The 13,043-nt window shown below is 69.8% G+C and carries 13 protein-coding genes and 1 riboswitch; of the genes, 5 read left to right on the forward strand and 8 right to left on the reverse strand.

What is annotated here, in order from left to right:
- Positions 1 to 10: 10 nt before the first annotated feature.
- Positions 11 to 1,234, reverse strand: a complete 1,224-nt coding sequence (locus AB0C82_RS05960) for a helix-turn-helix transcriptional regulator (RefSeq protein ID WP_362836654.1) — start codon at positions 1,232 to 1,234, stop codon at positions 11 to 13.
- Positions 1,227 to 1,442, reverse strand: a complete 216-nt coding sequence (locus tag AB0C82_RS05965; RefSeq protein ID WP_362836656.1) for a hypothetical protein — start codon at positions 1,440 to 1,442, stop codon at positions 1,227 to 1,229. Before AB0C82_RS05965 ends, AB0C82_RS05960 begins: the two co-directional genes overlap by 8 nt.
- Before the next feature lie 387 nt (positions 1,443 to 1,829).
- On the opposite strand from AB0C82_RS05965, the gene AB0C82_RS05970 reads away from it, so the two are divergent.
- Positions 1,830 to 2,651: a hypothetical protein gene (locus AB0C82_RS05970; RefSeq protein WP_362836658.1), complete on the forward strand. Its 822-nt coding sequence runs from the start codon at positions 1,830 to 1,832 to the stop codon at positions 2,649 to 2,651.
- A 54-nt stretch (positions 2,652 to 2,705) separates the two neighbouring features.
- Here AB0C82_RS05970 and AB0C82_RS05975 read toward each other — a convergent pair whose 3' ends face one another.
- Entirely contained in the window at positions 2,706 to 3,188 is a 483-nt protein-coding gene (locus AB0C82_RS05975; protein ID WP_362836660.1) for an excalibur calcium-binding protein, read from the reverse strand.
- A gap of 353 nt (positions 3,189 to 3,541) precedes the next feature.
- On the opposite strand from AB0C82_RS05975, the gene AB0C82_RS05980 reads away from it, so the two are divergent.
- The gene (locus AB0C82_RS05980) at positions 3,542 to 4,738 is read left to right on the forward strand and encodes a hypothetical protein (protein WP_362836662.1); all 1,197 of its coding nucleotides are present in this window, start codon (positions 3,542 to 3,544) and stop codon (positions 4,736 to 4,738) included.
- A 105-nt stretch (positions 4,739 to 4,843) separates the two neighbouring features.
- On the opposite strand, the gene groL is transcribed toward AB0C82_RS05980, so the two are convergent.
- From groL to thrC, 4 genes are all read right to left on the reverse strand, one after another.
- Entirely contained in the window at positions 4,844 to 6,466 is a 1,623-nt protein-coding gene (gene groL, locus AB0C82_RS05985; RefSeq protein ID WP_328905074.1) for a chaperonin GroEL, read from the reverse strand.
- 381 nt (positions 6,467 to 6,847) lie between these two features.
- A complete protein-coding gene (locus AB0C82_RS05990; RefSeq protein WP_003967346.1) occupies positions 6,848 to 7,054 on the reverse strand; it encodes a cold-shock protein in 207 nt (68 codons plus the stop codon).
- A gap of 436 nt (positions 7,055 to 7,490) precedes the next feature.
- A complete protein-coding gene (locus AB0C82_RS05995) occupies positions 7,491 to 7,766 on the reverse strand; it encodes a MoaD/ThiS family protein (protein ID WP_362836664.1) in 276 nt (91 codons plus the stop codon).
- A 29-nt stretch (positions 7,767 to 7,795) separates the two neighbouring features.
- Positions 7,796 to 9,088, reverse strand: coding sequence for a threonine synthase (gene thrC, locus AB0C82_RS06000; RefSeq protein ID WP_362836666.1), 1,293 nt, complete (start codon positions 9,086 to 9,088; stop codon positions 7,796 to 7,798).
- A gap of 18 nt (positions 9,089 to 9,106) precedes the next feature.
- Positions 9,107 to 9,234, reverse strand: a riboswitch (SAM riboswitch).
- Between the two features lie 153 nt (positions 9,235 to 9,387).
- Here thrC and AB0C82_RS06005 point away from each other — a divergent pair.
- The 3 genes from AB0C82_RS06005 (at position 9,388) to AB0C82_RS06015 (ending at position 12,119) form a co-directional block, all read left to right on the forward strand.
- Entirely contained in the window at positions 9,388 to 10,338 is a 951-nt protein-coding gene (locus tag AB0C82_RS06005) for a glucosyl-3-phosphoglycerate synthase (protein ID WP_362836668.1), read from the forward strand.
- Between the two features lie 36 nt (positions 10,339 to 10,374).
- A complete protein-coding gene (locus AB0C82_RS06010) occupies positions 10,375 to 10,662 on the forward strand; it encodes a hypothetical protein (protein ID WP_362836670.1) in 288 nt (95 codons plus the stop codon).
- 77 nt (positions 10,663 to 10,739) lie between these two features.
- On the forward strand, positions 10,740 to 12,119 hold the full coding sequence (locus AB0C82_RS06015; protein WP_362836672.1) for a trehalose-6-phosphate synthase: 1,380 nt from the start codon (positions 10,740 to 10,742) through the stop codon (positions 12,117 to 12,119).
- Here the strand turns inward: AB0C82_RS06015 and otsB are convergent.
- Positions 12,096 to 12,947 carry a trehalose-phosphatase gene (gene otsB / locus AB0C82_RS06020; protein WP_362836674.1) on the reverse strand — a complete coding sequence of 284 codons (852 nt, stop codon included), beginning with the start codon at positions 12,945 to 12,947 and terminating at the stop codon, positions 12,096 to 12,098. The two genes, AB0C82_RS06015 and otsB, sit on opposite strands and share 24 nt — an antisense overlap.
- Positions 12,948 to 13,043: the final 96 nt, after the last annotated feature.

Genomic DNA, 13,043 nt, shown 5'->3' on the forward strand with positions numbered 1-13,043 from the left:
CTCCGCGAACTCAGACGATCGACTTGATGGTCCTGTCCGCGTACCGCAGCGTCTCGTCGATGGCCTTGTCCATCTCGCGCAGATCATCGGGCTCCGCCGTGAGGAGGGCGGGAACGTTGATCATGCTGACGGCCAGGAAGCAGCCCGCCACGGTGAGGAACTCCTTGTACCGCTCCCGCCCCTCGTGCCCGAGCGAATCCCAGCGCCGGGGCTCCGGCGGCAGACCCGCCCACCACTTCTCCAGGGCGTGGGTGCCGTGGACCTCGACGTACTCCATGAGGGCCGTGGCGCGCGGCAGCACCTCGACCATGGTGTCGAAGCCCTTCTGCGACTGGTCCAGAGCCGCCTCCGCGGCCTCGACCTCGGTCCGCAGACGCGCCTCCTCCTTCTTGTTCCGGCGCTGCTTCACGACGTAGAAGCCGGCGGCCGCCAGGGCTGCCACCGGGGCGGCGACCATGCCGGTGAGCAGGAGAATTCCCCCCGCCATGCCCGCACCGCCCGCGGCCAGCGCGCCTCCTCCCAGGAGCGCCAGAGCCGCATTGGTCGCGGCGACCCCGGACAGCGCCGAAATGGCCGCTCCGGTGGAGGCGGTCCCGAACAACGCGGCGGCGGTGAAAGCGCCGTAGGCCGCTGCGCCGCCGACCGCCGCCCCGGCCGCGCCCCCGGCGGCGGCACCACGGATCGCGTGGGCGATCCCGGCGGACATGGCCTCGATACGCATCGCCGTGGGGGTCTCGCCCGGGCTCCCGGTCTCCCCCTCACTCGGCCTCTCCGGCTCGGGCGCCCCGCTGACGCTCCTGGCCAGTTCCACGAACCTCATGAAGAACTCGTCGCGGACGACGTCATGGACACGGTTGAAGGCTTCCCCGTGCTCCTGGGTGATCTTCGACCGCTGGGCCGCCTTCTCGTTGATCTCGGCATGGCGCCTCTTCGTCTCCGCGACCTGGTCGCGCAGCTTCACAGGCCGCTGGCCCCGCTGCCGAGCGAGAGACCTGGTCCGGTCCTCCGCCTCCTGCTCAAGTTGCCCGGGTGTCAGCCGGAGCGCCAGGGCGAGGGCGGCCAGACGGTGTTGCCCGGGGCTTACGAGCCCGCGCTCGATCCGGGAGATCGAAACCGCACCGCCCTTCCCGTAATCGGCCTGCTCGGCCAGCTCTTCCTGGGTCATGGCAGGTCTCCGGGCCTGGCGGTGCTCACGGATCACGAGGCCCATCGCCTCCGCGCTGAACTCATTCATCGGTTCCGGCCCCCTTGGTCAGCGGGCTGTGGCGCCGCCAGGAGGACTTGGCCTCACGCGCCAGCGCGGCACCCGAGCGGAGAGCCTGGGCACTGTCTTCCGCGAACCGCTTGGCCGCCTTGACGACGGCCGGGTCACGACGGACCTGATCAGCGGTGTGGATCCGGGCCGCGGCGAGGGCCAGGTGGTCGAGGTTGAGGCGAGGCATGGCAGTGGGCCTTTCATCGCTGATGTGCCTGCGTCTGTGCAACATAGCGTCACTTAGTGTTCGACGTAGGCACTATGACGAAGCCGAGAGAACCTCCCGGAGCTCAGGGGCCGAGTTCCGAGCGCTCTTAACAAGGATTGGGTGGATGGGTCCGTCTTCCCACCCACCCACCCTGCGTTGGGGGTTGACTTCTCGTGACCGACTTGCCACGCATGGTCATCGCGCTCTAGCGTGCGTCGGAGACAACAAAACGACCCCCGCCGGTGCTGGAACACCTGACAGGGGTCTGACCACAAGAACGAACTCGGAGACGATCTCATGGCTGACGCCCAGCTTAGTGCTGCCCATTTCGCCCCGCACGTATCAGTGCCCGCAGCGCCTCACCCGATGGCCAACCCGGGTTACGGCAAGCGCACCGCGCCGCACGAACGCCCCCGCTCCGAGCGCGACTTCGCACACCTGCATCCCCGTGACGCGTCCATCGCCTCGTACGTCGACCGCCTCCCCGACGGCTCCGACATCTCCGTGAAGGCCCTCGCCAGGGCACTCCCGTACGGGCAGTGCGCCGTACGGACCACGCTCAACCGGCTCCAGGAAGCGGGGCATCTGCGTCGCGGCAGCGAGTGCGTCGCAACCGATCAGGTCCTGCTCTGGGTGACGCGCACGTTCTTCTCCCGTACCGCACGGGACGACACCTGGTGGGCGGCGTTCGCACACGGCGACGTACCGAAGGAACAGCAACGGCCCACCCGGTCCCGGTCGTTCATTCTGCTGGCCTCGCTCGGCAGGGCCGCCCCCACCCTCACCCTCTCCTCGGCCGACTGCGCGAGCCTGGAACCACAGGTCAGCGAGTGGTTCGAGCGGGGCGCCACGGAAGCCGAAGTCCTCCAGGCCCTGACCGCCGGACTGCCCACCCCGGTCCACCACGCCGCATCACTCGTCCGCAGGCGGCTGCGGGACAAGATGCCTCCCGAGCGGGTCCTTCCGGCCCACCGGACCGTCATGCGTGCCCTGGAATGCAGCGAATGCCGCGCCCCGGGCACCCCGGAAGCACTCCTCGGCGGCCGCTGCGCCCCCTGCCGGGGCACCGAGCCCGACGGCCATGCCGGCCCACCCGGCGCCGTACAGGCAGGACAGGTCCGCGACCGCATGAGCCAGGTGCGGGCGGCACTGGTCCCACGCCCCGAGCGGCCGTCCGTCAGGCGCTGAACCGGACACCCCGCCCACACCCGCCGGCTGACCGCTCGTGGGACCCGGAGCCCCTCAGGCACGCCGACGACGCCGGACGACCGTGTAGCCGACCGCACCTGCCGACGCGCCGACCACGAGGGCCAGGCCGACACCGGCTTCACGGGCGGTCGGACCCGACGCGCCACCGAGACCGCCCTCGGAGCCACGCGACGGAATCGCGGTGGGGCTCGCCGACCCGGCGGTAGGGGTGGGGCTCACCGGCTGAGCCGTGGCGGTAGGGCTCGGAGGCTGCGGGGTGGGGGTGGGGCTCACGGGCCGGGGCAAAGACGTGCTGCTCGTCACGCCTCGACTGGGAAGCCACTCGCAGGCGATGCCGTCGTCGGGGCCGGCATCCTCGTCGAGGTCGTTCGGATCGCTCGGGTCCCTGTTGAACTCGGCCTGCGCGTCTTCCTGGAAGGCGAAGTCCTGGCAGTCCTGCGCGAACGCGACGCCGGAGAGAGGAACGACGGAAGAGACAGCCAGGGCTATGCCCGCCACGGCGGTACGACAGTTCATGTGGAGCCTCCTTGGACGGATGGCCTTCGAACCGACCCTAGGATCGGCGGCGCCGAACGGCTCGGCACGCTAGACCGAATGGGCCGCCGCCAAAGCCCTGACCAGGTGCGACGGCTCCCCGCCCGCCCGTCTCCCCATGAGGAACGCGCCCCGGGTCCCGGCGTGCGTACGGTCCGCCGGGCCTCCGGCCTCCACGCTCCGCGACGGCACGGGGGAGCGGAGGGCGCCCGCTCACACGACTTGGTCACGAACGCCGACGTGTCATCGGGCAGCGGGCAAGGACGCCCGGCCAAAACCTGCCCCCGCTTCTGTCGTTGGCCGTGTCGACGAATGCTCCCGTTCAGAGGACGCCCATGCGCCGCCGCTTCACCAGGTCCCGTGCCGGAATCCTCTGCGCGGTGCTCGTCATGGCCACCTTCGTCGGGTTCCAGCTGACGTCGCTGACCGGGCGGGATTCCCCCGACTCGAAGAACTACCTCTCCTACGCCCTCCGGCTCGGCGGCGAGAGCCGGACCTCGGCGACCGCTCAGGCGATCGACTACACGTGCGCCGACGAGGCCGACAGCCCCTCGGTACGCAGATGCGTGCGCAAGCTGACGGCCTCGACCGAGTTCTGGAAGCGGCACGGCAACACCTCGGGCATGACGGGCCCGTTCTTCAACTCCCGTTTCATGGCGATCTACGAGGCACGGCCCGGATACCCGCTGCTGCTCGTGCCGTTCATCGCCGTGTTCGGGCTGGTCCTGGGCGTCTGGCTGGCCGGAGTGGCCGTCGCCCTCGCCGGCAGCCTCTTCGTCCTGGCCACGCTGCGCGCCGCCGGTGCCAACCGGGTGGCCGCCCTGTGCGGGCAGATCCTCTATCTGACGCTGCCCACCGGCGCCATCGCGATGCTGCCCATGGCCGACGGGCTGACGCTGGCCTGCACGGCGGCGGTGGCACTCGGCTGCACCTTGACCCTCAACGGTGAGCACCGGACGGCGGGGACCGTCCTCGTCACCGGCGGCCTCTTCGTCGCCTTCCTTGCGCGCTACTCCCAGGCACTCCTGCTGGCCGTCGCCCTCGCCACGGCCTTCGGCGGGCTCGCCCTGTACCGGAAGCACCGCGACCGCTCGCCGCAGCCCGCCCTGGGGCTGTTCGTCCTCTGCGGCAGCCTCGCGGTCGCCATACAACTGACCACGTACGTGCTGGGCTGGCCCTCCGGGTACGACAGCGCCCAGGACCTCCTGACCCACCACTACCAGCGCCCCGACGTGCCCGCGCCCTGGCCCAGGTTCCTCGCGGAGGAACGGATCTTCTGGTCGGCCTGGGCGGACCACCAGCTCAAGGAACCGTTACTCCTGATCACCCTGGCCCTCGCCGCCGCCGCCACGCTCCGGCGCCCCACGTACCTCGGCCTGATCGCCGCCGCCACGGCCGCGGGCGGTGTACTCAACCAGGCAGGACACCCCAACCTCGACATGCTGGCCGGTCAACGCCTCATCGTCCTGGTCTGGTTCCTGCCGGTCCTGACGATCCCTCTGCTCCTCACCGCACGCGCCGAGGCGCCCTGACGGGAGGGCAGCACGCGGACGACCCCGGCCTCCGGGACGAATCCCAGGGGCCGGGGTCGGCAACGTTCACTTACGACTACGACTGCACCACTGATCCGGGAGGGATCAGAAGTCCATGTCGCCGCCCGGCATACCGCCCGGGGCAGCAGCGCCGGCCTTCTCGGGCTTGTCGGCGATGACAGCCTCGGTGGTGAGGAAGAGCGCGGCGATGGACGCGGCGTTCTGCAGAGCGGAGCGCGTGACCTTCGCCGGGTCGATGATGCCCTCGGCGATCATGTCGACGTACTCACCCGTCGCGGCGTTGAGGCCGTGACCGATCGGCAGGTTGCGCACCTTCTCGACGACGACTCCACCCTCAAGACCACCGTTGACGGCGATCTGCTTGAGCGGGGCCTCCAGCGCGAGCTTCACGGCGTTGGCGCCCGTGGCCTCGTCACCGGTCAGGTCGAGCTTCTCGAAGACGGCCGTGGCCTGGAGCAGAGCCACGCCACCACCGGCGACGATGCCCTCCTCGACAGCGGCCTTGGCGTTGCGCACCGCGTCCTCGATGCGGTGCTTGCGCTCCTTGAGCTCGACCTCGGTCGCGGCGCCGGCCTTGATGACGGCCACGCCGCCGGCCAGCTTCGCGAGGCGCTCCTGGAGCTTCTCGCGGTCGTAGTCCGAGTCGGAGTTCTCGATCTCGGCACGGATCTGCTTGACGCGACCCTGAACCTGGTCGCTCTCGCCCGCACCGTCGACGATCGTGGTCTCGTCCTTGGTGATGACGACCTTGCGGGCGCTGCCGAGCAGGTCCAGGCCGGCGTTCTCCAGCTTGAGACCGACCTCCTCGGAGATGACGGTGCCACCGGTGAGGATGGCGATGTCGCCGAGCATGGCCTTGCGGCGGTCACCGAAGCCCGGAGCCTTGACGGCGACGGACTTGAAGGTGCCACGGATCTTGTTGACGACCAGGGTCGACAGGGCCTCGCCCTCGACGTCCTCCGCGATGATCAGCAGCGGCTTACCCGACTGCATGACCTTCTCGAGCAGCGGAAGGAGGTCCTTCACGTTGCTGATCTTGGAGTTGACGATGAGGATGTACGGGTCGTCGAACGACGTCTCCATACGCTCCATGTCGGTCGCGAAGTACGCCGAGATGTAGCCCTTGTCGAAGCGCATACCCTCGGTGAGTTCCAGCTCCAGACCGAAGGTCTGGGACTCCTCGACGGTGATGACGCCTTCCTTGCCGACCTTGTCCATAGCCTCGGCGATCTTGGCGCCGATCTCGGTGTCAGCAGCGGAGATGGAGGCGGTCGAAGCGATCTGCTCCTTGGTCTCCACGTCCTTCGCCTGCTCCAGAAGAGCGGCGGAGACGGCCTCGACGGCCTTCTCGATGCCACGCTTCAGAGCCATCGGGTTGGCACCCGCGGCGACGTTGCGCAGACCCTCGCGGACGAGAGCCTGGGCGAGAACGGTGGCGGTGGTCGTACCGTCGCCGGCGACGTCGTCCGTCTTCTTGGCGACCTCCTTGACCAGCTCCGCACCGATCTTCTCGTACGGGTCCTCGAGCTCGATCTCCTTGGCGATGGAAACACCATCGTTGGTGATCGTGGGCGCGCCCCACTTCTTCTCGAGGACGACGTTACGGCCCTTGGGGCCGAGGGTGACCTTGACGGCGTCGGCGAGCTGGTTCATCCCGCGCTCGAGACCGCGCCGTGCCTCCTCGTCGAACGCGATGATCTTGGCCATGTGAAGTGGTCCTCCCGGACAGGGGTGGATTCTCCGGACCGAGAGGCGCCCGCGACGGACGGCCAGCGGCTGTGCGGTTCCTTGCCCCGCACAACCTGCGGGCCTCACCGGCCCGGTCCAAGTTTCTGTCACTCTCACCTGGAGAGTGCTAACGCCAATGATTAGCACTCGACCCCTGCGAGTGCAAGCGTCCCCCTCGGGATGTGGACAAAGAAGGGGGCCGCATGGGGACACACGAAGGGCGTCCGAACCCCTGGACGGAGCCGGAGCCCATGGACGTACGAGGGGTCCCCGTGCGCCCCGGGACGCACGGAGGGCCCGCACCCCTGGGGGTACGGGCCCTACGCGCGTGAGTAGTGTCGTTGGCCGACTGCGCCGAACTCAGCCGACGGCGAGCTTGACCATGTCCGCCTGCGGCCCCTTCTGGCCCTGCGAGATCTCGAATTCAACTCGCTGACCCTCTTCGAGGGTGCGGTACCCGTCCATCTGGATCGCGCTGTAGTGGACGAAAACATCCGCACCACCGTCGACCGCGATGAAGCCGTACCCCTTCTCCGCGTTGAACCACTTGACGGTGCCCTGAGCCATGCCTAACTCCCCTATTACTGGCCCTTGCACAGGACCGCACTTCGCGGGCCCGGGTCAGAACTCACCCTCCGACAGGAGAGGGTGTGTGCGCCGGAACGCGTCGACCGCGGCCGAATGTATCTGCCCAACTGCCCTCTGCAACAGGTCAATCGGACGAGAATTCTGGGCATGGCCGATCGCCCCTTTATGGGGAATTTATGAGATTCCTGGGCAAGTCGGGCCCGACAAAGGCCACTTATGCCATAAGGGGTGCACGTACTTTGGCTGCTTCTCATCGTGACCGGGCGCATTCTCATATGCGGGCGGCACAGGCAGCGGAGGGGACTTCCCAACTCTACCGCGTCTAACCATGCAGAATTGCCCCCTCCGCTTCTCTCGCGGAGGGGGCAACAGGGATAACTCCGGGAAGCCGGCGCAAGGGCGCGCCGGCCCGCGCTCAGCCTCCGGCGACGGCCGGGATGATCGAGACGCCGGCACCGTCCGGGGTGGCCGCGTCCAGGCCGCCCTCGAAGCGCACGTCGTCGTCGTTGACGTACACGTTCACGAAGCGTCGCAGCTTGCCCTGGTCGTCCAGGACGCGGGCGGCGATGCCCGGGTGGTTCTTCTCCAGGGAGTCGATCACCTCGGAGAGGACCGTGCCCTCGGCCTGGACCTCGGCCTGGCCGCCCGTGTAGGTGCGGAGGATGGTGGGGATGCGGACCTTGACGCTCATGGTGGGTGCCTTCCTTCGGTCTCGGGTGATCAGCTGGTGGCGAGGCCGGCGGCGCGGAACGCGTCCAGGCTCGGCCGGATCGTCGCGGTCGCCTGCGAGGTCTCGGCCACCGCGTCGAGCGTCTTGAGGCCGTCACCCGTGTTCAGGACGACGGTGGTCAGCGTCGGGTCGAGCAGACCCGCCTCGATCAGCTTCTTCGTCACGCCGACCGTGACTCCGCCCGCGGTCTCCGCGAAGATGCCCTCCGTCTGCGCGAGCAGCTTGATCGCGTCGACGATCTGCTCGTCGTTCACGTCCTCCACGGCCCCACCCGTGCGGCGGGCGATGTCCAGGACGTACGGGCCGTCGGCCGGGTTCCCGATCGCCAGGGACTTGGCGATCGTGTTCGGCTTCTGCGGGCGCACCACGTCGTGACCGGCCTTGAAGGCCACCGACACCGGGGAGCAGCCCTCGGCCTGGGCGCCGAAGATCTTGTACGGCTTGTCCTCGACCAGCCCGAGCTTGATGAGCTCCTGGAGGCCCTTGTCGATCTTCGTGAGCTGCGAGCCCGAGGCGATCGGGATCACGAGCTGGTCGGGCAGCTGCCAGCCGAGCTGCTCGCAGATCTCGTACGCGAGGGTCTTGGAGCCCTCGCCGTAGTACGGACGCAGATTGACGTTGACGAAGCCCCAGCCCTCGCCGAGCGGGTCGCCGATGAGCTCGGAGCAGAAGCGGTTGACGTCGTCGTAGTTGCCCTCGATGCCGACCAGTTCACCGCCGTACACCGCGGCCATGACGACCTTGCCCTGCTCCAGGTCGTGCGGGATGAACACGCAGGAGCGGAGGCCGGCGCGGGCGGCGGCGGCACCCACGGCGCCGGCGAGGTTGCCGGTGGAGGAGCAGGAGAGCGTGGTGAAGCCGAAGGCGCGGGCGGCCTCGACGGCGATCGCGACGACCCGGTCCTTGAAGGAGTGGGTCGGGTTCCCGGAGTCGTCCTTGACGAACAGACCGCCGGTGACGCCCAGTTCACGGGCGAGGTTGTCGGCCTTGACCAGCTTGGTGAAACCGGGATTGAGGTTGGGCTTGTCCGCGACATCGGCGGGGACCGGCAGCAGCGGCGCGTAGCGCCAGATGTTGTCGGGTCCGGCCTCGATGCGCTTCTTCAGCTCGTCGGGGGAGCCGCTCGGCAGGTCGTACGCCACTTCGAGCGGCCCGAAACAGGACGCGCAGGCGAAAAGGGGACCGAGCTCGAAGCGCTCGCCGCACTCGCGGCAGGAAAGCGCCGCGGCGGGACCGAGATCCACAGTGGAGGGGGTGTTCTTCGTTTCAGTCTGCACAGCCATGCTGGCGGAGGCCCTTTCTCCTCATCTTCCTCATGGCGAATTTCGCCACAAGACGGATTTGGCACCTTCCCCATCGTGACCTCGCGGTCGATGGGGGGGTTGCCGGGACTTCAACGGGCCGTTCCCTCAGTCCCTCTGGATGAGCGCTATGGCACTGGATCACCGATCCAGGCGTTTGTCGCGGGCGGACCCCCGAGATGCGAGGGTCGTCCGCGTTGTTCAAGACTGTAACCGAAGCCTCGGACGGTTGAGTGAGTCGTCCGAACCGCGAGATGGATCACACGCAGGGAGATTCGACCGTGATCGAAGAGGTGGAACGTTGGCTGACCAGGCGTTCCTGGTCGGCCGCCGATCGTCCGCTGGATCGTCTCGCGGCCGCCAGGACCCGGGACCCACGCCGCTGCAGCATCAGCGTCGTCCTGCCGGCCCTCAACGAAGAGGCGACGGTCGGCGACATCGTGACGATCATCCGGCGTGAGCTCATGGAGCGCGTGCCGCTGGTCGACGAGCTGGTGGTCATCGACTCCGGATCGACCGACTCGACCGCGCGGGTCGCCGCGGAGGCGGGTGCCCGGGTGGTGCACCGGGACGCGATCCTCCCGCGAATACCCGCCCTGCACGGCAAGGGCGAGGTCCTGTGGCGGTCACTGCTGGTCACGAGCGGTGAGATCGTCTGCTTCGTCGACGCCGACCTGAAGGACTTCTCCCCGGACTTCGTGTCCGGGACCGTCGGGCCGCTGCTCACCGATCCCTCGGTGCAGTTCGTGAAGGCGATGTACGACCGGCCGCTGGGCAACACCGCCGGTCAGGGCGGCCGTGTCACTGAACTGGTCGCAAGGCCGCTGCTGAACCTGCACTGGCCGCAGCTGGCCGGCTTCGTCCAGCCGCTCGGCGGCGAGTACGCCGTACGGCGCTCCCTGCTGGAGCAGCTGCCCTTCCCCGTCGGTTACGGGGTGGAGCTGGGTCTGCTCATCGACTCGCTGCACATGGTGGGTCTGGACGCGCTGGCGCAGGTCGACGTCGGCGTGCGCAAACACCGCAACCAGGACAGCCAGGCCCTCGGAAGGATGGCGGCGACCATCTACCGCACCGCGCAGCTCCGGCTCTCCCGGGGTCACCTCGTGCGGCCGGAGCTCACCCAGTTCGAGCGGGGTGAGAACGGCTTCGTGCCGTGCACCCACGCGGTCGATACGGAGGAGCGGCCCCCGATGCGTGAGATCGAGGAGTATCTGGCTCGCCGCGCGGCGTAACAGGATTAGTCATAAAAGTTCCCTACATTCACTTTTATGGCTTCTCCTCGACCGAGGGCCGCCCTGCGCCGGCTGCCCGCACACGCCGCTGTCCTGCCCGTCCTGCTCGCCGGGGCCGTGCTCGGCCCCCTCGCGGGCGGCCCGGCCACGGCCGCCGTACACGCCCCGCAGGTGCCGCGCCCCGCGCACGCCACCCTGGCCGAGACCGGTGGCACCGGTGAGCGGCTGTGGCTGCTCGGTGGCCTCGGGCTCGCTCTGACCGGGGCCGGGGCGGTCGCCCGCGCGGCCTCGCGCGGGCGGGGCCGGGAGCGCGATCACGGCTGACGGACCGAACCCGGGCCCGTCCGGCCGGGTGCCGTACTCACGTTTGGAGGCTTCCGGAACGGGCTAGGTTCCGGTACATGGTCTCCGAGCACGCTGCCCAGGTTCTCGTCGCGTCCAACCGCGGCCCCGTGTCGTACACACAGGGCGAGGACGGCTCGCTCACATCGAAACGGGGCGGAGGCGGCCTGGTCTCCGGGCTCAGCGCCGTCGACGACAAGCTGTGGGTGTGCGCGGCCCTGAGCGACGGCGACCGCGAGGCGGTCCGGCGGGGCATCGCCGAAGAGGGCGTCCGGATGCTCGACATCGACGCGGATCTCCACGCCGACGCGTACAACGGCATCGCGAACTCGGTGCTCTGGTTCGTCCACCACATGCTGTACCAGACGCCGCTGGAGCCCGCGTTCGACGCGGAGTTCCGGCGCCGGTGGGCCGCGTACGAGGCCTACAACCGGGCCTTCGCCGAGGCGCTCGCCGAGGAGGCGGGCGAGGGAGCGGCGGTCCTGGTGCAGGACTACCACCTGGCGCTGGTGCCCGGGATGCTGCGGGAGCTCCGCGCCGATCTGCGGATCGGCCACTTCTCGCACACCCCGTGGGCGCCCGTCGACTACTTCCGCCTGCTGCCCGACGACATCGGCGAGCAACTGCTTCGGGGCATTCTCGGCGCGGACCGGGCGGCGTTCCTCACCCGCCGCTGGGCCGACGCGTTCATCGGCTGCTGCACGGAGATCATCGGCGGCACCGGGCACACCCGGATCGGGGTGCACGGGCTGGGGGCGGACGCGGACTTCCTGCGCCGGCGCTCGCGCGAGGCGGACGTGGACGAGCGGATGGCGGCCCTGCGGGAACAGGTGGGTCCGGACCGCCGGACGATCGTGCGGGTGGACCGCACGGAGCTCTCGAAGAACATCGTGCGCGGGCTGCTCGCCTACCGGGCCCTGCTTGAGGAGCACCCGGAGTGGCGCGAGCGGGTCGCCCACATCGCGTTCGCCTACCCCTCGCGGCAGGACCTCGCGGTCTACCGGGAGTACACGGCGGCGGTGCAGACGCTGGCCGACGAGATCAACGCGCAGTACGGGACGCCTGGCTGGACCCCGGTGATCCTGCACGTGAAGGACGACTTCGCACGCTCCCTGGCGGCGTACCGGCTGGCCGACGTGGCCCTGGTCAACCCGATCCGCGACGGGATGAACCTGGTCGCCAAGGAGGTCCCCGTGGTCTCCGACGACGGCTGCGCACTGGTGCTGTCGCGCGAGGCCGGGGCGTACGAGGAGCTGGGTGACGCCTCGATCGTGGTGAACCCGTACGACGTGTCGGCCACGGCGGAGGCGCTGCACCAGGCGCTGTCGATGCCGCACGGCGAGCGGGCGGACCGCACGAAGGCACTGGCCGCGGCGGCTACGGCGCTGCCGCCGCAGCAGTGGTTCCTGGACCAGCTAGAGGCGCTGCGCCAGGGCTGACAGGAACGCGACGACGTCGGCGGGTCCCGGCACCGACAGGTCGGCCCGTTCGGCGAGTTCGGGCACTTCCGCGCGGCCGCTGCAGATCAGCAGGCCGGGGATGCCGTCGGGGCCCTCGGTGCGGAGCTTCTCCACCGCCGCGTACGCGGCGAGGTCGCCGAGGTCGTCGCCTGCGTACAGCACGGACTCGGCGTCCGTCTCGCGTACGTACTCGGCGAGCGCGACGCCCTTGTCCATGCCGGGCGGGCGCAACTCCAGTACGAGGCGGCCCGGTTCGACGATCAGCCCGTGCTCGGCCGCGAGCCGGCCGAGGGGGCCGCGCAGGGACTCGAAGACGGCCTGCGGGTCGTCGGCCCGGCGGGTGTGTACGGCGACGGCCTGTCCCTTCTCCTCCACCCAGCTGCCATGCCAGGCACCCAACTCGTGCAGCACACCGGGCAGTTCGGCCCGGACGGCGGCGACACCGGGGTGCGGGGCAGGGGCGTGCACGGTGCCGGACACCGCGTCCCAGCGCTCGGCGCCGTAATGGCCGAGCACGACGAGGTGATCCAGTCCGGGCACACCGGCGAATCCGCCGTACCGCACGGCGACACCGGCCGGACGACCGGTGATCACGGCGACGGACGCCACACGCGGCGCGAGCGCGGCGAGCGCGGGGACGGCGCCGGGGTGGGCGCGCGCCTGTTCCGGGTCGGGGACGATGTCGGCGAGCGTGCCGTCGAAGTCGAGGGCGACCACGGCCCGGTCGGGCCGGGCGAGGATGGCCGCGAGGCCCTCGCGGCCGGCCGGGGTGGTCGGGGTCGGCAGGTGATCGGGGTGACTGCCCATGGGTCCGACCCTATAGGGACGCGCCTTCTCCCGGGGCCCGGCCGCGAACCCCCGTGTCCTGAAACGCGGACGGCCGGGCGGGGCGCAGCCGGTCCG

Source organism: Streptomyces sp. NPDC048560, assembly GCF_040650955.1.
GTDB lineage: Bacteria > Actinomycetota > Actinomycetes > Streptomycetales > Streptomycetaceae > Streptomyces.

What these genes read in the sequence shown, in the direction of transcription:
- AB0C82_RS05980 (WP_362836662.1), top strand. Translation starts at nt 3,542, where the DNA reads ATGCGCCGCCGCTTCACCAGGTCCCGTGCCGGAATCCTCTGCGCGGTG.
- AB0C82_RS06010 (WP_362836670.1), top strand. Translation starts at nt 10,375, where the DNA reads ATGGCTTCTCCTCGACCGAGGGCCGCCCTGCGCCGGCTGCCCGCACAC.
- AB0C82_RS06015 (WP_362836672.1), top strand. Translation starts at nt 10,740, where the DNA reads ATGGTCTCCGAGCACGCTGCCCAGGTTCTCGTCGCGTCCAACCGCGGC.
- AB0C82_RS05970 (WP_362836658.1), top strand. Translation starts at nt 1,830, where the DNA reads ATGGCCAACCCGGGTTACGGCAAGCGCACCGCGCCGCACGAACGCCCC.
- AB0C82_RS05965 (WP_362836656.1), bottom strand. Translation starts at nt 1,442, where the DNA reads ATGCCTCGCCTCAACCTCGACCACCTGGCCCTCGCCGCGGCCCGGATC.
- groL (WP_328905074.1), bottom strand. Translation starts at nt 6,466, where the DNA reads ATGGCCAAGATCATCGCGTTCGACGAGGAGGCACGGCGCGGTCTCGAG.
- AB0C82_RS05960 (WP_362836654.1), bottom strand. Translation starts at nt 1,234, where the DNA reads ATGAATGAGTTCAGCGCGGAGGCGATGGGCCTCGTGATCCGTGAGCAC.
- thrC (WP_362836666.1), bottom strand. Translation starts at nt 9,088, where the DNA reads ATGGCTGTGCAGACTGAAACGAAGAACACCCCCTCCACTGTGGATCTC.
- AB0C82_RS05995 (WP_362836664.1), bottom strand. Translation starts at nt 7,766, where the DNA reads ATGAGCGTCAAGGTCCGCATCCCCACCATCCTCCGCACCTACACGGGC.
- AB0C82_RS05975 (WP_362836660.1), bottom strand. Translation starts at nt 3,188, where the DNA reads ATGAACTGTCGTACCGCCGTGGCGGGCATAGCCCTGGCTGTCTCTTCC.
- otsB (WP_362836674.1), bottom strand. Translation starts at nt 12,947, where the DNA reads ATGGGCAGTCACCCCGATCACCTGCCGACCCCGACCACCCCGGCCGGC.
- AB0C82_RS05990 (WP_003967346.1), bottom strand. Translation starts at nt 7,054, where the DNA reads ATGGCTCAGGGCACCGTCAAGTGGTTCAACGCGGAGAAGGGGTACGGC.